This window comes from Dyadobacter sp. OTU695, from assembly GCF_038440355.1.
In the GTDB taxonomy this organism is placed as follows: domain Bacteria; phylum Bacteroidota; class Bacteroidia; order Cytophagales; family Spirosomataceae; genus Dyadobacter.
In genome coordinates, this window is sequence record NZ_JASATN010000017.1 from 87,103 (window position 1) to 102,278 (window position 15,176).

The following is a 15,176-nucleotide window of genomic DNA, read 5'->3' on the forward strand; positions in this document are numbered from 1 at the left end:
AGTCCGGGACTACCTGCGGGTATCTCTGGCTTTTTCTGCTTCGGCCTTGCCATTCAAGATGAGGAGTTGAATAAACACGTAAATCACAATCAGCGCCATGACCAGGTTCACACCAGGCACAAAGCACGTAAACGTCAAAACCCGATGAAACACCGGGTTCATATTGTCGGCCACAGCCAACGCAACAGCGATAAATCCCGAAGACATCAGGTAAACCAAAATTAGTAGCGTAATTTCAAGCCAGCTCATAAGGTTTCAATTGAATTGATTTTCAACAACTGGATAGCGCCCATAATCTCGCGCGGTCCCTCCTTAGCGATCAGCGACACAACCGGCCCATCCTTGTACTCCTTCGTAGTTACTTCAAGCTCTAACAGAACCCGATGACCCACTTTCAGATTTTTCAAGATAGCAACCTCAGTACTCTGAACAGGCTCATCAGGTTTGTCATCTTCAACATACCGGACAAGCTCCGTTTTCTTCGAACGTCTACCTTTAAACGTTGTGCTTTTCGCCATAAATTTCTTTGGTTACTGTAAACAATATTGGAGCGAGAAACCCGCTCCGTATTGCACTGGAAATGTTACTTCATCAAGCCATGAAACTTGGTAGCGGGACCGGGACTCGAACCCGGAACCTTTGGGTTATGAGCCCAACGAGCTGCCAATTGCTCCACCCCACGGTAGCTTTTATTTCTGGTCTGCTACTGCGACCGCTCGTAATTGAGTAGAAGCCGTACCACTCCCCGCAGCGGCTACACGATAGAAAAGATACTGACTCGGGGCATCCTTGAAGAAAATCGTCTGAGGAGTAGCAACGTTGGCAAGGTTTAATGAATCCGCCGCCGACAGCGTTCCCGTCGCAGTTACCCGCTTCCAGGCTATGCCATCATTACTGCCGAACAGCCGGATAACGCCAGCAGTGGTACCGGAAATCTTCGTAGCCGTAGCCTGGATGTAAACGGCGCTCGCGGACTTTGTAACCTTTACCTGCTGGTTTTTGGTTGTCGCATTAACCAAAGTATCCAGCGTCTTACCGGTCGTCTCAGACTTAAAGTCGGAAACTGCCTTCGATAATTGGGCATAACCCACCTGCATCGTTGCGAATGCAAGCAATGTGAGGAAAATGAACTTTTTCATTTCTTGGAAAGATTGTTTGTTGATGAAATTTGTGATGAGACTCAAATATAGATAAAAACTATGATTACAACCAAATTATCAGTTTCATCTATTTTGTAATAGCCTGCGAAATAAACACGCCGACGATCGCGCCAAGGGAAGCGCCGGCACAATAGAACAAACGGGACTGCCAACTGCCAAGGGCAGCACGCACGTTCATCGTCCACAGCAAACTGATTAGAAAACTGCACGTCACAATCCCGGCATAGTTTTCCTTTGCGACCATAACGGTATTAGAACAAACAAACATCACTTGAAGGAAGGCCGTAGAAAACGGTTTCCAATTCTCTTTTAAATTCATTTCTCGTCGGGGTATGGAAGTGGTCGATTTCTTACAGCGTCGTGATTCAGGTACCATTCTCTTTCAAAATCACCCAAATCAGTCATAATACCTTCTTTCTTAATAATGTCTTCCCGATCCTCCTTCACTGCCTCGTTCGTCTTGTGACGGGCGTACAGTTCGGCGGCTTCGGTATAATATAAGTCAGGCAAACCATCACTAAATATAATTAACCGGTTCCAGTCCCTAAACCCATGCTTATCGGCCACCTGTTTTTTGCATTCTTCGAAACTATTCATAGTAATTTTCAAAATCTAACACTGTTAGTTATTTAAAGTAAAAATCAACCCTGCCGCGTGTTCTTACGTTAACCGTACACTTGTCTAGGTAGCAATCTTTTGCCCGCTCCAAAGCGATTTTTGCGTGGTACTTGCCTACATACTTCCATAAACTGTAAGCGCCAACAGCGAAGCGTCTCCGGTCCCTGAACAAGCTCCGGTCTTTCGGCTGAAAAACTATCCTGAATTCTCGGTTAAGCTTCCTCATCGTTAAACACGTTCCTGATTATCCTCCCATTCCCAAATGCTGAGTTGACCTACCGCAGGGATAGGCGTTAAATAAGCTTCCGGATTAATGCACCACCAGTAGTACCGGTTCGCAGAGAAATCCCCGAGCATCTTTTCGCCGGCATTCACCGGCTTCATATCGTTTGTCGATCTGCAATCCTCAACCTGAACCCGCCCGAGAACACAGCCCAGAACTGTACACATGTTGTACGCCCGGCTCCCCTTGAAAAAGGTATCAGGCAAAAGCTCACACAACTCTTTCAATAAAGCCTCTCCTTCCTTAGGCATCTTTGCAGAAGCATGGATAGCTATCTTTCCCCTAAACTTAGTATTCCAGCTGCGAGTCTCGCATTTCTTTATGCCAAGGACGAGCAAGCCCGCCCAAGGCTGTTGTACACTGATTGCTTTCATTTTTTGCGAGCTTTGGGCAATGTGGAAGATTCAACAACTTTAATCCATCCAACTTTCACCAGATCGCCTACTGAATGGCCCATGTACGGGACCGCAAAGCCCAGGGAACGAAGAAACTCCATAGCCCATGCAATCCTAACAGGGTTAATATCATGGCTATGAGCTTCGTAGTCAACTTCCAGAAAGGATCTGATCAACTGCTTTTTGTAGTCAGCCACAGCAAAACGATCCTCAACATCTGGATCCATTACTTGGCAAAGCAAAAGAGCCTCATCGTCGGTAATGCTTGAAAGCGGACGCAGATACAGGAATCCTTCTTTCTGCTTCGACTCAAACAGGATTATCAGGGATGCCTCATTCCATTGAGCTCGCCAGCTCCACCCAGGATTACCACATTCACAGCAATTAAGGTATTGAGCAAGAAATGCCAACCGGAGCGAATCGTTCAGTTCTTTTTTCATTGCTCAGCAGCGATTATAAATGCTTCATGGCCTACATTCCCTTCCAATGCCTTACGAATCGAATAATGTTCACCTGGCTTGTCTTCGTCACCAATCCATTCTTCGTCCCATCCGCTTTCGGGAATGATTTCCACTGATAGATTTTCCGCAGGCTCATCGCTGTCATCCAGCGGCGTGCAGCTATGAATAAAAGCAAGTGCGGCCCACATGTTGGGCGCTGCAACCCATTGGGTATAATTGTTTAATTCAATTTCGAATACTTTCATATTTTTTTACGGCTTGAAGTTTTTATTAAACATGTGTCCAGTTGATCCCCTTTGCTATTAAGTAAATAGCCTGCTTGCCTACGCCATAACGGATTCCTATTTGCTGGTAACTACGGCCAGATTTTAGCAATTCTCGGATTATATGGATATCAGCCTCTGTCAGTACTGATCTTGGATGTGAAGACCCCCTGTTGTATCTATTCTTACTCTTCCAGGTCTTACCAGTTGTTGGCATTACTATTCGATTTGTTTCAGACTTGAAGCAGATTTAATCCCAAATGAATGTCCGCATCTGTTACAGTCTCCGACTGTTATTGATGCACCATTCTTTCCAACTTTATACGTTACCCTGACAATACCAGCCTCGCACTTGTCACATTTAAATAACTTGCTTATTGTTGCCATAGCATTTAAAGATGCGGGGAGGATCACTCCCCGGCTTTGGCTTATTGTTCGATAATTACGATGTCTTTGAAAATCTCTTTCTCGCGGTCGAATATGCTCGTTACGATTTCATCAATGATCTCATCGAGCTCATAGCAAACGAGGAACAACGCAACCGAGCCGCCCACAACATCTATTTCAACCGAGATAGGTATCTGACGCTTTTCCAATCCGTCGAACACAGGCAGGCTCAGCACAAAGCCCAGGTCGGTAGACTTTGTGAATTCCGAAACCTTCGATTCAAAAAAGGCTTTCTTATTGCCCTGCAAGTCGTTTTCCTGCTGGCTTGTGGTCGTAATTTTCGCGGTGAAATTCCTCAGCTTTAAAATTAGGTCCTTGTGTTTGGATGGATCCGCAAACCAGCGGCGTTCGAACCGGAAAGCCTTTTCAAGTTGGGCAATCGAATAAGACTGCGGGGAATTAATTTCAAGCGAGTCAAGGAATTTATTGAACTTCAATGAACCGATCACAACCGTAGCAAATTTGTCGTGCTCATTCACAGTCAGGACAATCTTGCGTTGTTCCTTATTGAAAATTACATGGGTCGAATGCAGTGTAAAGCCTACATCCACGAGGCGGGCATCTTCCACATGAGCAAATCGTCTCTTTGAAAAATACTCCGAAGGCGCCGTGATAATCCCGTCAAGCTGTACTTTCTCAGGATCGTAAATCTTTGCGGCCTGCCCGGTAAGTACTGTCAGCGTCGCCTTTTCATCCACGACGCCAAATTCAAAATTCATGTTATTGTCTGCCATTATTACTGTTGGTTATTGTGGGAAAATGATTTGATGGATTACGCTTCTTGCTTCGACCTGCTGAACTTGATCTTAAACTGAACCTTCTCAGTAGGCGTTAACGGTCTGCTATGTACGAGCACGTCGTGATGCTCTGCATCGTAGTACTCCATAGTCGCCCGGTCCTCATTGACCATTTCAATTGCCCGGAATTTCCTCATCTCAAAACCGTCATCAATCTGCTGTTCGAGAACAGCGTTCCGCTTCTTCAATGGATCCGTTGTGGACTTGAAGACGTGCTTCGCATTGACCAATGCCATGCTGGCCCGGTTCATCTTCTTCTGATTTGCGAAGTACTCAGCAGACTTCTGCTGTATCTCCTCCTCAGTGAGTTGAATAGGAAGCTCGAAATCAGCCTCCGAAAAGTATTCTGACATGATGATTGAAAATTTATGGTTATTAAATAGTCTTGAAATACGCACGAACCCGCACAGCAAAATCAACCAGCAGGAAAGGAGAAGCAATAATCACAGTCAGCACAAAGGCTAAAAGCCATAAGGATATCAGAATGAATTTTGCGATAGAGATCATATGGGTTCGACGCTGTTAAAGTTTACAATTCAGAAAGGGCCCCAAGCTGGGAAGTGTTTTCGCATGAGGTCGATGTAAGCGAGTTCGGCGGTCTGTTCAACCACTGAATTGCCAATGGCACGGTGAAGGTCTTCTGTAAAGTTGTACCCATCAATTGTATAGACCAGGCTGGATTCAATCGTGCGCGGTTCTTCCCATTCGAATTGGAAAGCGCCCTGTCCAGCCGGAAATCGATCGCCGGGCCCCGAACTACGGAGTCTCTGAGATTCGCGAATGTCTTTCGCCCTGGCCGTACCTCCGTAACCTCTCGCAAAATGGCTTTGTCGGATTTCGGATCCATCTTGTCCATGGTGGTCGGCGTTGGCCAATTCCGTACCGCGCCGCTGAGCTTTGGGGCCCTGGTCCCGTCCTGCTGCTTCTGATAGTCTCCGCGCGTCGTGATCGGAGTCGGCCACTTTTGTATCTGTTCGGATAATTTTGGGCTGAAATCTGCCCTTGTTGTCCCGCCGAAGTCCTGAGACATTGGCGTTCGCCAATTCACCGCCTGGTCGCGTAGTTTCAGCCTGGCATCCATGCCGCTGCGTACTTCCATTATCCCGCCCTCGTGCTCCGAGCTCACCGGCGTTTTCCAAGATGGCAAGTATGAAAAGGCGTTCTCGTTCATGCGGTGCGCCAACTTCTGACGCTGTGTAGATTCCGCTCTCAACTCGGTAACCCAAATCTCGAAGGCCTCGGTAAACTTCCGGGAATCCCATTGAAAGGTGCCCGGCGACGTTTTCGAAGAAACACTGAACAGGTCTAACTGTGTCAACAATTTTGTATAGATACGACCAAAGGTGTCGGGGATCTTCTGTGCCGGCACGGTTTCCGGCATACGAAAATGGTTGACATGGGTATCCGCCAAGTATGATGTCAACGACTCCGCGAAACGGTTTTGGGTTGAAGGTTTTAAGATTCGACCAGATAGGTGCCGGAGCCACCAAACCCGCTTCCATTGCAGACAGAAGGTTTTCCACGATAAAGGCTTCGATTTCCACATAAGCACAGGTTCGGAGCTCTGGAAGTATTCGTTCAAGTCCTCGTTCGAGTCCGCGTAATCCTGGGCAAACTGAGAGTGCAACGGGTGATTGTTTGGTAAAATCCACATCGTAAAATGGTAGGGGTTCGACTCGTTTAAGGTGGTTAATCGTCAATGAATTCGCCTTCCATTGCACTGTGCAGAACTTTCATGTATTCGAGTTCCCATTCGTCTTCGCTACTTTCGACTGTATCCAGGTGAAGGGTTTGCGTGTGCAAAGTCTTTATTTCACCAGGCCCAGGATTTGGGACGGCAACGCGGAAAACGGTCCACTTGCCATCGGCTTCCGGTCTTCTGCACTCATAGATGGTGCCGCCGTCAGCGGGATACTTTACGAATTGGTCATTTTGAGTTGACATAGGTTCGACTCGTTTAAGGTTTTGAAACTATTCTCCTCATCGTCCGAATAGAATCGATTCCGTCCTTGCCTACTTCCAAAACCAACAGGGCTATACACATCGAATTGAAGCCCATCACGGCCGAACAAATGACTTTTAACCACATAGAAGTAGATTTTTAGGATTGGGTAATATTTGAGGTAATGCCAGTTTTCAGGTAGAGATATTACCCAGGATTTCCGTACTGCTCGGGGTTCTTCAATTCTATGCACAAATACTCCACGCGGGTCTGAATCGCCTCCAAAAGATCAGTCTGTTCCTCAACCGGCATGTTCTTGAATGAAGCCAATTTGTTGCTTATCAAAATCCGCTTCGCCATCGAAATGATAGCATCATCCGGCTTTTCCGTCTGCGCTTTCTCGATGAGCTCCATCGCATTTTTTACCGACGTCCGCTGAACGATCGGATCCTTTATTTCTCTTGCCTCGGCAATGATTTTCAGCTTTGCCATGTCCATTGCCTTCCATTTGTCCTCAGCGCTCAACGGCAGAAATCCGATTTTTTCCAGAAACGAGTAAACTACATTGCCGTAATCCTCGTAGGCTTCGCCATCCAAAACCCGCTTCATGATCGTTAAAAAGAAATCATGTGACATTTTCAGTTTCTCGCTTTCAGGCGCATCCCATTCCTCACTGTTCTGCTGCTGTACCAACTGAGCTACTTTTTTCATAACCGGCTTTTTGGTTTGCTCGATGTATGCACGTATCCACTGCACAAAATTCGATGGGGAGAATATCACTGGATCCTCTGGCTTTTTCAGGTACATCCCATCCAATCCGTTTTCCAATGCCGCCATAATCTCACGCTCTGTCATCATCGGAAATTTCATCAGGTCGTTATTCAATTCCCGGTTAATAATCTTCTGCTCCTCGGCATCGCGGGCCTTGCTTCCAAGGCGGACAGCAGCTTTCAAAGTGATGGCGGCAATGATGCGGGAAATCTGAGCGCCTCCCATGTCGGAAATTCGTGGATTGTTCTCTGCCGGAATGGCAACAGCCGCAACTCCGCTTTCGGTCCTGGTAAGTTTACCGGCCGCGATATCTCGCAGGTCACTGGCTTGCTGTTGGATTGTGATGTTGCTCATCGGTTGTTCAAATCATTGAAGGTGAAATACTCGGATTCTGCCGCCGCCTCGGTTACCGCCTCAACGGTTTGGGTCAGCTTCCCCTTGACTGTTTTAGTTTGCTCTGACTCCTTCCACTTCGGTAACCAGTTCAAAAAATGCTGTGTCACATCCTGTTGTGATTTCGGCTGATGACCTACCGCCCGCTTATCGGCGAAGAAAAAAGCCAAAGCCCTGCGGTACTGTTGCTCGGACAGCTTCCGGTTCTTGCAGGATGTTTCCAGGAGCAAACGGTTATCCCCGAGCAAAACTTCGTATTCGTCCAGCGTAAGGGGGGAGCCGCGCAACTCGGGGGGATCCCCTTTTCTTGAATTTTTAAAATCTTCGACAAGAACCTCAATCGGCGACGGCGAAAAATTTTCGCGCGCTTCTTCTTCTTCCTTGTTTATTGTTTTATTGTTTTTTGTTTTATTATAAATGGGTGCAGTAGAAGATACAGTAGCGGTTTCAGTTGTGGTATCGGTAGCAGTGTCAGTAGCGGTGCTGTTAGCGGTATCAGTAGCAGTATCACTTGTGGTATCAGTAGCGGTGCAGTTTCGCACCGCTATATTAAATTTTGCCTTCGCGTAATCATTCTTTCCAGGAGTGAAAATGATGAATCCGTTTGCTAACAACCAAGCCCTACCTTCCAAATAAACCCGCTTACTGAGTTTGGTTTTGTTGATCAGCCTGTCGTACTCGATCTCCGTATCCCTCCAAAAGTTCCGGTTTACGGAATCAATCAAAGCCAGATACAGTAGGCCGAAATCGGATTTATATCCATCCATGTGCGGCGCATCGTCCCAAAATTGGCTCACTTCCTTGATGTAATTCATACGAGGGTAGGCTATTCATTCAAATTCTTTTAATCCTCAGCTTTCTCTTTATCGCCTCTTCCATGCTCATGCTGTTATGGATTTTGTCGTGACACTTCCGGCATAATGCCATCCACGTTGATACCTCGTTCAGGTTCTTGCCCCTGCCTTCCTTATGGTGAAGGTCAGTAACCGTTACTTCACAATCAGGTAGATTCGCCTGGCACTTCCTGTTCTCTTCGAGAAACTTCTTTTTCAAATCCGTGTACTCGCGCAGCTTCCGGGCCCTGTTCTTACTCACAGGACTGATCCGCTTCGGCGGGTTTACGATATACTGATGCCGAAGGCAATGCTTCTTTGAAAACACATTATTCGGGCATCCATCAACGACGCAGGTTTTAGGCATCAGGCTACCTTCCTTAGCTTGTTAGGAACGCTTCGTCCGGAATCAAGGTAATTGTTCAAATCCTCTACCTTGTAGTACAGCTTTGCCCCCTTCTTGATATGAGGCATCCGGTCTTTCAGCTTGTACACATGAGGAACAGAGCAATTCAAAAACTGTGCAGTCTGCTCCACCGTCAGATACTTCTCGGTATCAACCCCGTTTTTGTCCACATGCAGGTTCCGTAATTCCTCCTTGACGATGGTCCGAAACTTCTCGGTAAGCGCCTCGATAAGATCGCTAAAATCGATACTAACCATGATGCTTATACGTTTTGGATTCTTCGTCTTTACCCATACGACGGAACGTATACACGATCAGGATCGAAAAGCCCACAATGAACACAAGAGGCCAGTTCACATTTGCCGCCAGATATCCGCAGATAGCCTCAGCACAAACCAAAGCCAGGACCGGAATGGAAAACACCAATCCCCCGAAAATCATAATCAACAGTTTCATACCTCTGCCGGTTGCTCGTTGATAATCTTCTCCATAGCAACTACCACGCTGTTCAAGCGATCGATCCCAATCCGGGTAGGGTCAGACAATGCACCCGAAGCGTTCACCATCATATCATACCCAACGTTTGTGTTGAACAGCGGATCCGATTCTGCCAACCGCTTCCGCCACTGACGCCCGAGCTTCTCCCTGGCCGTAACAAAACGAGCTATAAGCCCATTCTTTCGCGCCAAAGCCTCTTCCTTGAAAGTAAGTTCTTCCATATTCGATAAAATTAATTTGCATGCCCGGTGGTACCGTCCACCGGAAAACGTCTTGCGTCGGTTCGGGTTGATCAATTCCCTCATCCCTTGTTTGTGCGCACGCGCGCACGAATCATCATCCTCGTTGTTAGTGCCATGATGTTGTATGGTAAGCAGGATTCGAACCTGCGACCCTCTGGTCCCAAACCAGATGCGCTACCGAGCTGCGCTATTACCATGTGTGCGGGTCTTTCCCGGCAGTCAGTCTTTTGAACAATGCAGTTATGGTCTTTACAATCGGCACTGCACTCCATCCTGGAAGCATATTTGTTATGAGGTACTCCCAAAACTTATTGTTCACTTATCGGATTCCGACAAGAACCCACCTTCAGGCCGACCCACCTCGCAAGTAATCCAGCAGCCTGGATCAATCTCTTTCTTATGCACTGTTGTAATCAAGAACAGAACCACAAACAAAGTCAACCTGAGGCCAAACCCTGAGCTACGATGTGAAATTTTTATCCCGCTCCAAAACTGTTCTTGATCGCCTTTGCAATCTCCGTCTCCGGCATGCAAAGGACTTGCTCTTTTATACCAGCCTCCGGAAATGATTTAGAATCGATTTCAATTCGAGGTTTTGGCGTGACAGCATTGAAATCCTTTCGCGTAGAACCGCAATGGCTCCATCTGGTTTTATTTCTCCGTGATCTACTTGTTTCTCAGCTATCATCGGAGCAAGCAGGCACACATGATGTCGAAACATAGCGACCAGCTCCGCATTATTAGCGATTTCGTCGTTAAGAATTTTTAGACACACTTCAAGCTCTGGAAGTTCCATACCTGGATTGTCCTGTCGAACCTCATCCATCATATGTTTAGAAGTAGCAAATTCGCTCATGAGAAATTTGTTTAAAGTTGATATGACAAGTTTGTTGATGAAATGTAGTCCGATTCTTTAAGCTGGCAGCAAGCAAACGCCTGCCGCCAGACCCTGTAAACCCTCCTCTTAATTCTTAAAACGTGTTTTTGCCCCATACCAATCATCACGTATACTATACCGTTCAGCCCCAAATAATCAGTATACCCCTCAATTTCCTTTCCTGATGCTCGTATTTTCCGTAATGTTGTAAGGACAATGCAATAATACGTGAAAATTTTGTACAAACAACAATTGGAAGGAAAAATTTTCGACACATCTACGCTAGCAGAACGTTTGTCGCTGTTTATCAGCGGCTTAGGTATAACAATTTATTCATTTGAGAAGGTAATCGGCGTCTCAAAGGGCTCAATAATGACCCCGATCAAAAATAATAGAACGATTGGCAGCGATTCAATAGGAAAAATTTTCGACAAATATCCTGATTTAAATTTAGAATGGCTGATAGCGGGAAAGGGGGAAATGATTAAACGGTCAGAAAAACATAAGGAAAATTCATCGACCGGCGACTTTACTGGTGTAATGTACGGCGGTAAGTTAGAGCCCGTCAATCCCAAACCTATCAAAGAAACAGAGATGGACATGAGCGAGAAGGAGATCATCGAAATGCAGAAGGGCTACATCGAGGCACTGAAATTCAAGGTTGATGCACTTACCAAAGAAAACCAAGCGCTTTCTGAGGAAATACGGACGTGGCGGACACAAAATGAAGCGGTAAAAAATATATGATTGGGTGTTACGACTCAACATTTATCCCATATTAATCACTTGTGCAAATGAAGTTACTAAATTGTCAAGCTTGTAGCAAATACTCTACAACATATTACTATATTTATAAAAATTATAAATAACATATCAATGGATATAACACAACCAGATCAAACTCAAAAATCAAATACCTTCGGATTGGTAGCTCTGGTATTGTCTATTGGTAGCCTTTTTGTTCCCAAATTGTTCGTCTCGCTAGTTCTGATTGCAACCGCGGTTTTTATACTCCTAGCTTTCTTCAAAGACAAACATGTATTACTTCCCATAATTGCATGCCTCATCTCCGCGTACACTATTTCACTTCTTTTGAAGGCCGAACAACCATCTAGTCCAACAACGGAAGTATCTACTTGTGATGTAAAATACGAGGTGATATGCGCCAAATGCACAGTTACCTATATCAACGATTCAGGCGGAGAAAATGAAATAGAGATAGAGCCATCCCCGCCGAGTTACGAATGGTCAAAGTCAATTTCCGTAAAGCAGGATACACACGTAAGCGTATTTGCTAGAACAGACAACGGGCCTGTACATGTTAAAGCCTTCGTCAACGGACTTATGGTGAGAGAAGAGCATTCAAATACAGACTACTCGTCTGCTTCTGTCAGTTTCCGCCCTGATCAATTCCTTGGCAAACGATAGTTTGGACTGAACATACAAATATTAGCCCGGCCTCAACCGGGCTTTTTTATTGTTTCGTCCTGACTATCATTGATAGTTTCACTGTTAGTCCAACAAAAAAGCACTTAGAAATTAATCTAAGTGCTTGATTTTCAAGTGATCCCGTTGTGATTCGAACACAAGACCTACTGCTTAGAAGGCAGTTGCTCTATCCAGCTGAGCTACGGGACCTAAACTTTGAAATGACGTGCTGCCTAAACTGCTGGTCTTTTGGTCATAAAAAAAGGCAGTCAGCAGTGCAGGTTTACTGCATACGGCTTACTGCCTTTTTGCTTTTGTCGGGGAGACAGGATTCGAACCTGCGACCCTCTGGTCCCAAACCAGATGCGCTACCGGGCTGCGCCACTCCCCGAGATTTTATCTTTCTACTTTAAGAAAGACCCCTTTTTTGAACGTTCAGAAACCGCGTGGAGGAAGCGGGATTCGAACCCGCGGTACCCTTGCGAGTACGGCAGTTTAGCAAACTACTGGTTTCAGCCACTCACCCATCCCTCCTTCGTCCGTCGTTCTGGGTTGCAAATATAGCGGGTTCGTTTTCAGAAAAGCAAACATTTCAAGAAAAAAAACTTCACCAGAAGCCTGAAATGCCTATTTTTGGCAAAGTTTAAATTACACAATACGTTCATTATGAACTGGAATTACCCCTTTGAGAGCACTGAATATTTTTTCATATTTTTTTTCATAGTCGCCTACACAGCCTACATCATACGCACTGTCCGGGTCGCCCGACAGCTTCAAACGACTGCCCGGACACTCATCATCAAACTCTTTTTACGCAGTATTACCTTCTCGCTTTTGATCATCAGTCTGCTCGGACCGTCGTTTGGGGAGGCCGAGCGCGATATTCAGGCTAAAGGAAAGGACATATTCATGGTGGTCGATCTTTCGAAGTCGATGGATGCGGCGGATGTCACGCCTTCGCGCCTGGAAAAGGTGAAGTTTGAACTGAACCGGTTTGTCGAGAACGAGCGGGCAAACCGGATCGGGATCATTATTTTTTCGAACGACGCGTACGTACATGTACCACTCACATACGACGTGGCCGCACTCGAGCTTTTCATCCAGTCGCTGCAAACCGATTTGCTGCCGACGAATGGTACCAATATATGCGGGGCCGTCGAAATGGCTTACAACAAGCTCATGAACTCGGCCGATCCGACCAGCCGTGCTAAGATGATGGTACTTTTTACGGACGGGGAAAACAGTTCAAGTTGCAGCAATGCATTATTCAATAACCTCCGGCGCTTCGGCATAGGGGTTTATTCTGTGGCGGTGGGCACTAAGGTGGGCATCAGCATTCAGGAGAACGGAAAGCCCCTTATGGACAAAAACGATAAACTGGTGATCAGCAAACTGGACGAAAACTTTCTGCACAGCATCGCGAATTCGTCGCGCGGGACCTATTATGAGCTCAACAATTCAAAGAACGACATCCAAAAGCTGATCAGCGATATCAACCAGGCGGAAGGCGCATTGGTGGATTCGCGGACGATTACCGTTGTTTCAAACAAGTACTATTATTTCCTGGGGGCGGCGCTGGTGCTGATCCTGCTGGACGTACTAATTACCATTGGAACGTTTCGACTGTAAGCAGCAATTTCCTATTTTTGCACCCAAATGTGAACCAATATGACGTCTCTGATCCTTTATGTCCTGCTTTGGCTTTGGGATAACCGTACGTTTGATTCCATTACCAAGGCAAACCAGAGAAAACTGGACGCAGAACAGGCTTTCCGAAAAAACGAGTTTAAAAAATCGGCCGAACTGTACCAGCAAATCACCTATGGCTCGCTCTTTTCCGACCCCGCCGCAAGGCTGAACCTGGCTCACTCTCTGTACAAAGCGGGGGACTACAAACAGGCTTTGAAACATTACCGGTTACTTAGCGACATTGAAAATAACAGCATTGCATCGGTGGCCAACGCACAAATCGCATTGATCCTGGTTAACAAAAAAGACACAGCCGGCGCGCTGACGAACCTGAGGGCGGCAATACGCTTAGAACCGGGCAATGCACTTGCGAGGACCAACTATATTATCCTGAAAAAGAGCTTCTCGGGCGTGGAGCAGCCATCGGACCTCACTACTCAAAAAAGGAGGTCGAACCAGCAGCAGACGGCCCAAAGCCAGCCTGCGACACCGCCTGAGCCGCCTCAGGAATCGCGGGAAGTGACGGAGGATTTCAAAAAAGAGGAATTGCTGAAAAGCCTGAAAGCGATGAACATGTCGGAAGAGCAGGCACGAGCCATTCTCGATGCCATGAAATCGAACGAATCCCAATATATTTACCAGCTCCGGCGTAAACAGTACAATAATAAGCCCGGACAAAAGAGCGAAATCGAGTGGTAATTTTCCCATAATCTAATGAACAGCATACCAGCAACCAACTTCCAGTTCCCCGGCCAGACAGCCTTCTACAAAGGGAAAGTACGTGACGTTTACTCCTTCGAAAAACGTCTGGTAATGATCGCCACCGACCGTATTTCGGCATTCGACGTGATCCTTCCACGTGCTATCCCCTACAAAGGCCAGGTTTTGAACCAGATCGCCGCCCACTTCCTCAACGCCACGTCCGATATTGTACCCAACTGGCTGGAAGAAGTGCCTGATCCGAATGTGAGCATTGGTATTAAATGTCAGGCTTACCCGGTGGAAATGGTGGTAAGGGGTTATTTGGCCGGCCACGCATGGCGCGAGTACAAGGCCGGAAAACGCGAAGTATGCGGTGTGGCATTGCCCGAAGGACTGAAAGAGAACGACAGACTCCCCCAGCCTATCATTACCCCGACCACCAAGGCGCATGAAGGCCACGATGAGGACATTTCCCGCGAGCAGATCCTGGCGCAAGGGCTCGTGAGCGAGGACGAGTACGAGCACCTCGAACGGTACACGCTCGCATTGTTTGCAAGAGGCACCGAGATGGCCGCCGATCAGGGACTAATCCTGGTAGACACAAAATACGAGTTTGGACAACTGGATGGCACGATTTATTTGATCGACGAAATCCACACGCCTGATTCCTCAAGATACTTCTATAAAGATACTTATGAGGAAAATCAACGCGCCGGAGTGGCCCAAAAACAGCTTAGTAAGGAATTTGTAAGAGAATGGCTCATTGAGAATGGCTTCCAGGGCAAGGACGGGCAGACAGTACCCGAAATGACCGACGAAAAAGTAACCTCTATCTCGGAACGGTATATCGAGCTTTTCGAGAAGGTTACGGGTATGAAATTCCAGAAAAACAATATGGACCACCCGTTGGAAAGAATCGAAAAAGCCATTCTGCGTGCGATGGCCTGAGGCGAACTACTCACTTAACAAAT

Annotated in this window: 24 protein-coding genes and 5 tRNA genes; 5 read left to right on the forward strand and 24 right to left on the reverse strand. The window is 46.6% G+C overall.

Features of this window, described 5'->3' with window-relative positions:
• Positions 1 to 9 precede the first annotated feature (9 nt).
• The 21 genes from AAHB90_RS25345 to AAHB90_RS25445 form a co-directional block, all read right to left on the reverse strand.
• Positions 10 to 249: a hypothetical protein gene (locus tag AAHB90_RS25345; RefSeq protein WP_342088027.1), complete on the reverse strand. Its 240-nt coding sequence runs from the start codon at positions 247 to 249 to the stop codon at positions 10 to 12.
• Positions 246 to 518, reverse strand: coding sequence for a hypothetical protein (locus AAHB90_RS25350; protein ID WP_342088028.1), 273 nt, complete (start codon positions 516 to 518; stop codon positions 246 to 248). Before AAHB90_RS25350 ends, AAHB90_RS25345 begins: the two co-directional genes overlap by 4 nt.
• 88 nt (positions 519 to 606) lie before the next feature.
• Positions 607 to 682: transfer RNA gene (locus AAHB90_RS25355), tRNA-Met, on the reverse strand.
• Between the two features lie 7 nt (positions 683 to 689).
• A complete protein-coding gene (locus AAHB90_RS25360) occupies positions 690 to 1,139 on the reverse strand; it encodes a hypothetical protein (RefSeq protein ID WP_342088029.1) in 450 nt (149 codons plus the stop codon).
• A gap of 88 nt (positions 1,140 to 1,227) precedes the next feature.
• Complete coding sequence (locus AAHB90_RS25365) at positions 1,228 to 1,479, reverse strand: hypothetical protein (protein ID WP_342088030.1); 252 nt, start codon at positions 1,477 to 1,479, stop codon at positions 1,228 to 1,230.
• Positions 1,476 to 1,757 (reverse strand): hypothetical protein, encoded by a 282-nt coding sequence (locus AAHB90_RS25370; RefSeq protein ID WP_342088031.1) that lies wholly within the window; start codon positions 1,755 to 1,757, stop codon positions 1,476 to 1,478. The genes AAHB90_RS25365 and AAHB90_RS25370 overlap by 4 nt, the downstream gene beginning before the upstream one ends.
• Positions 1,758 to 2,006: 249 nt before the next feature.
• On the reverse strand, positions 2,007 to 2,435 hold the full coding sequence (locus AAHB90_RS25375; RefSeq protein ID WP_342088032.1) for an ASCH domain-containing protein: 429 nt from the start codon (positions 2,433 to 2,435) through the stop codon (positions 2,007 to 2,009).
• Positions 2,432 to 2,896 (reverse strand): hypothetical protein, encoded by a 465-nt coding sequence (locus tag AAHB90_RS25380; RefSeq protein ID WP_342088033.1) that lies wholly within the window; start codon positions 2,894 to 2,896, stop codon positions 2,432 to 2,434. Before AAHB90_RS25380 ends, AAHB90_RS25375 begins: the two co-directional genes overlap by 4 nt.
• Positions 2,893 to 3,162 (reverse strand): hypothetical protein, encoded by a 270-nt coding sequence (locus AAHB90_RS25385; protein ID WP_342088034.1) that lies wholly within the window; start codon positions 3,160 to 3,162, stop codon positions 2,893 to 2,895. Before AAHB90_RS25385 ends, AAHB90_RS25380 begins: the two co-directional genes overlap by 4 nt.
• 446 nt (positions 3,163 to 3,608) lie before the next feature.
• Entirely contained in the window at positions 3,609 to 4,361 is a 753-nt protein-coding gene (locus AAHB90_RS25390; RefSeq protein WP_342088035.1) for a hypothetical protein, read from the reverse strand.
• Positions 4,362 to 4,399: 38 nt separating this feature from the next.
• A complete protein-coding gene (locus AAHB90_RS25395; RefSeq protein ID WP_342088036.1) occupies positions 4,400 to 4,777 on the reverse strand; it encodes a hypothetical protein in 378 nt (125 codons plus the stop codon).
• 183 nt (positions 4,778 to 4,960) lie between these two features.
• On the reverse strand, positions 4,961 to 6,145 hold the full coding sequence (locus AAHB90_RS25400) for a DNA cytosine methyltransferase (RefSeq protein ID WP_446717927.1): 1,185 nt from the start codon (positions 6,143 to 6,145) through the stop codon (positions 4,961 to 4,963).
• Positions 6,114 to 6,368 carry a hypothetical protein gene (locus tag AAHB90_RS25405; RefSeq protein ID WP_342088038.1) on the reverse strand — a complete coding sequence of 85 codons (255 nt, stop codon included), beginning with the start codon at positions 6,366 to 6,368 and terminating at the stop codon, positions 6,114 to 6,116. Before AAHB90_RS25405 ends, AAHB90_RS25400 begins: the two co-directional genes overlap by 32 nt.
• A gap of 205 nt (positions 6,369 to 6,573) precedes the next feature.
• Positions 6,574 to 7,491: a hypothetical protein gene (locus AAHB90_RS25410; protein ID WP_342088039.1), complete on the reverse strand. Its 918-nt coding sequence runs from the start codon at positions 7,489 to 7,491 to the stop codon at positions 6,574 to 6,576.
• On the reverse strand, positions 7,488 to 8,345 hold the full coding sequence (locus tag AAHB90_RS25415) for a DUF7833 domain-containing protein (protein WP_342088040.1): 858 nt from the start codon (positions 8,343 to 8,345) through the stop codon (positions 7,488 to 7,490). The genes AAHB90_RS25410 and AAHB90_RS25415 overlap by 4 nt, the downstream gene beginning before the upstream one ends.
• A 19-nt stretch (positions 8,346 to 8,364) precedes the next feature.
• Positions 8,365 to 8,625, reverse strand: a complete 261-nt coding sequence (locus tag AAHB90_RS25420; RefSeq protein WP_342088041.1) for an HNH endonuclease signature motif containing protein — start codon at positions 8,623 to 8,625, stop codon at positions 8,365 to 8,367.
• A gap of 104 nt (positions 8,626 to 8,729) precedes the next feature.
• Positions 8,730 to 9,026: a helix-turn-helix domain-containing protein gene (locus AAHB90_RS25425; RefSeq protein ID WP_342088042.1), complete on the reverse strand. Its 297-nt coding sequence runs from the start codon at positions 9,024 to 9,026 to the stop codon at positions 8,730 to 8,732.
• Complete coding sequence (locus AAHB90_RS25430) at positions 9,019 to 9,225, reverse strand: hypothetical protein (RefSeq protein WP_342088043.1); 207 nt, start codon at positions 9,223 to 9,225, stop codon at positions 9,019 to 9,021. The genes AAHB90_RS25425 and AAHB90_RS25430 overlap by 8 nt, the downstream gene beginning before the upstream one ends.
• Positions 9,222 to 9,488, reverse strand: coding sequence for a hypothetical protein (locus AAHB90_RS25435; RefSeq protein WP_342088044.1), 267 nt, complete (start codon positions 9,486 to 9,488; stop codon positions 9,222 to 9,224). Before AAHB90_RS25435 ends, AAHB90_RS25430 begins: the two co-directional genes overlap by 4 nt.
• A gap of 144 nt (positions 9,489 to 9,632) precedes the next feature.
• A tRNA-Pro gene (locus AAHB90_RS25440) sits at positions 9,633 to 9,706 on the reverse strand.
• Between the two features lie 350 nt (positions 9,707 to 10,056).
• Positions 10,057 to 10,365 (reverse strand): hypothetical protein, encoded by a 309-nt coding sequence (locus tag AAHB90_RS25445; protein ID WP_342088045.1) that lies wholly within the window; start codon positions 10,363 to 10,365, stop codon positions 10,057 to 10,059.
• A gap of 258 nt (positions 10,366 to 10,623) precedes the next feature.
• On the opposite strand from AAHB90_RS25445, the gene AAHB90_RS25450 reads away from it, so the two are divergent.
• Together AAHB90_RS25450 and AAHB90_RS25455 are read left to right on the forward strand one after the other, a co-directional pair.
• The gene (locus AAHB90_RS25450) at positions 10,624 to 11,133 is read left to right on the forward strand and encodes a hypothetical protein (protein ID WP_342088046.1); all 510 of its coding nucleotides are present in this window, start codon (positions 10,624 to 10,626) and stop codon (positions 11,131 to 11,133) included.
• A 129-nt stretch (positions 11,134 to 11,262) separates the two neighbouring features.
• Complete coding sequence (locus AAHB90_RS25455) at positions 11,263 to 11,814, forward strand: hypothetical protein (protein ID WP_342088047.1); 552 nt, start codon at positions 11,263 to 11,265, stop codon at positions 11,812 to 11,814.
• Between the two features lie 136 nt (positions 11,815 to 11,950).
• On the opposite strand, the gene AAHB90_RS25460 is transcribed toward AAHB90_RS25455, so the two are convergent.
• The 3 genes from AAHB90_RS25460 to AAHB90_RS25470 form a co-directional block, all read right to left on the reverse strand.
• Positions 11,951 to 12,024 (reverse strand) — tRNA-Arg (locus AAHB90_RS25460).
• Positions 12,025 to 12,131: 107 nt separating this feature from the next.
• Positions 12,132 to 12,205 (reverse strand) — tRNA-Pro (locus AAHB90_RS25465).
• A gap of 56 nt (positions 12,206 to 12,261) precedes the next feature.
• Positions 12,262 to 12,348, reverse strand: a tRNA-Ser gene (locus AAHB90_RS25470).
• Positions 12,349 to 12,480: 132 nt separating this feature from the next.
• On the opposite strand from AAHB90_RS25470, the gene AAHB90_RS25475 reads away from it, so the two are divergent.
• The 3 genes from AAHB90_RS25475 to AAHB90_RS25485 are packed head-to-tail and all read left to right on the forward strand — an operon-like array spanning position 12,481 to position 15,153.
• Positions 12,481 to 13,443, forward strand: a complete 963-nt coding sequence (locus tag AAHB90_RS25475) for a vWA domain-containing protein (RefSeq protein ID WP_342088048.1) — start codon at positions 12,481 to 12,483, stop codon at positions 13,441 to 13,443.
• Between the two features lie 39 nt (positions 13,444 to 13,482).
• Positions 13,483 to 14,202 (forward strand): tetratricopeptide repeat protein, encoded by a 720-nt coding sequence (locus tag AAHB90_RS25480; RefSeq protein ID WP_342088049.1) that lies wholly within the window; start codon positions 13,483 to 13,485, stop codon positions 14,200 to 14,202.
• A 15-nt stretch (positions 14,203 to 14,217) separates the two neighbouring features.
• Positions 14,218 to 15,153: a phosphoribosylaminoimidazolesuccinocarboxamide synthase gene (locus AAHB90_RS25485; RefSeq protein WP_342088050.1), complete on the forward strand. Its 936-nt coding sequence runs from the start codon at positions 14,218 to 14,220 to the stop codon at positions 15,151 to 15,153.
• Positions 15,154 to 15,176 lie beyond the last annotated feature (23 nt).

Bases quoted from the DNA above. Each gene is read 5' to 3' on its own strand.
- AAHB90_RS25345 (WP_342088027.1), bottom strand. From the start codon at position 249: ATGAGCTGGCTTGAAATTACGCTACTAATTTTGGTTTACCTGATGTCT.
- AAHB90_RS25350 (WP_342088028.1), bottom strand. From the start codon at position 518: ATGGCGAAAAGCACAACGTTTAAAGGTAGACGTTCGAAGAAAACGGAG.
- AAHB90_RS25360 (WP_342088029.1), bottom strand. From the start codon at position 1,139: ATGAAAAAGTTCATTTTCCTCACATTGCTTGCATTCGCAACGATGCAG.
- AAHB90_RS25365 (WP_342088030.1), bottom strand. From the start codon at position 1,479: ATGAATTTAAAAGAGAATTGGAAACCGTTTTCTACGGCCTTCCTTCAA.
- AAHB90_RS25370 (WP_342088031.1), bottom strand. From the start codon at position 1,757: ATGAATAGTTTCGAAGAATGCAAAAAACAGGTGGCCGATAAGCATGGG.
- AAHB90_RS25375 (WP_342088032.1), bottom strand. From the start codon at position 2,435: ATGAAAGCAATCAGTGTACAACAGCCTTGGGCGGGCTTGCTCGTCCTT.
- AAHB90_RS25380 (WP_342088033.1), bottom strand. From the start codon at position 2,896: ATGAAAAAAGAACTGAACGATTCGCTCCGGTTGGCATTTCTTGCTCAA.
- AAHB90_RS25385 (WP_342088034.1), bottom strand. From the start codon at position 3,162: ATGAAAGTATTCGAAATTGAATTAAACAATTATACCCAATGGGTTGCA.
- AAHB90_RS25390 (WP_342088035.1), bottom strand. From the start codon at position 4,361: ATGGCAGACAATAACATGAATTTTGAATTTGGCGTCGTGGATGAAAAG.
- AAHB90_RS25395 (WP_342088036.1), bottom strand. From the start codon at position 4,777: ATGTCAGAATACTTTTCGGAGGCTGATTTCGAGCTTCCTATTCAACTC.
- AAHB90_RS25405 (WP_342088038.1), bottom strand. From the start codon at position 6,368: ATGTCAACTCAAAATGACCAATTCGTAAAGTATCCCGCTGACGGCGGC.
- AAHB90_RS25410 (WP_342088039.1), bottom strand. From the start codon at position 7,491: ATGAGCAACATCACAATCCAACAGCAAGCCAGTGACCTGCGAGATATC.
- AAHB90_RS25415 (WP_342088040.1), bottom strand. From the start codon at position 8,345: ATGAATTACATCAAGGAAGTGAGCCAATTTTGGGACGATGCGCCGCAC.
- AAHB90_RS25425 (WP_342088042.1), bottom strand. From the start codon at position 9,026: ATGGTTAGTATCGATTTTAGCGATCTTATCGAGGCGCTTACCGAGAAG.
- AAHB90_RS25430 (WP_342088043.1), bottom strand. From the start codon at position 9,225: ATGAAACTGTTGATTATGATTTTCGGGGGATTGGTGTTTTCCATTCCG.
- AAHB90_RS25435 (WP_342088044.1), bottom strand. From the start codon at position 9,488: ATGGAAGAACTTACTTTCAAGGAAGAGGCTTTGGCGCGAAAGAATGGG.
- AAHB90_RS25445 (WP_342088045.1), bottom strand. From the start codon at position 10,365: ATGAGCGAATTTGCTACTTCTAAACATATGATGGATGAGGTTCGACAG.
- AAHB90_RS25455 (WP_342088047.1), top strand. From the start codon at position 11,263: ATGGATATAACACAACCAGATCAAACTCAAAAATCAAATACCTTCGGA.
- AAHB90_RS25475 (WP_342088048.1), top strand. From the start codon at position 12,481: ATGAACTGGAATTACCCCTTTGAGAGCACTGAATATTTTTTCATATTT.
- AAHB90_RS25480 (WP_342088049.1), top strand. From the start codon at position 13,483: ATGACGTCTCTGATCCTTTATGTCCTGCTTTGGCTTTGGGATAACCGT.
- AAHB90_RS25485 (WP_342088050.1), top strand. From the start codon at position 14,218: ATGAACAGCATACCAGCAACCAACTTCCAGTTCCCCGGCCAGACAGCC.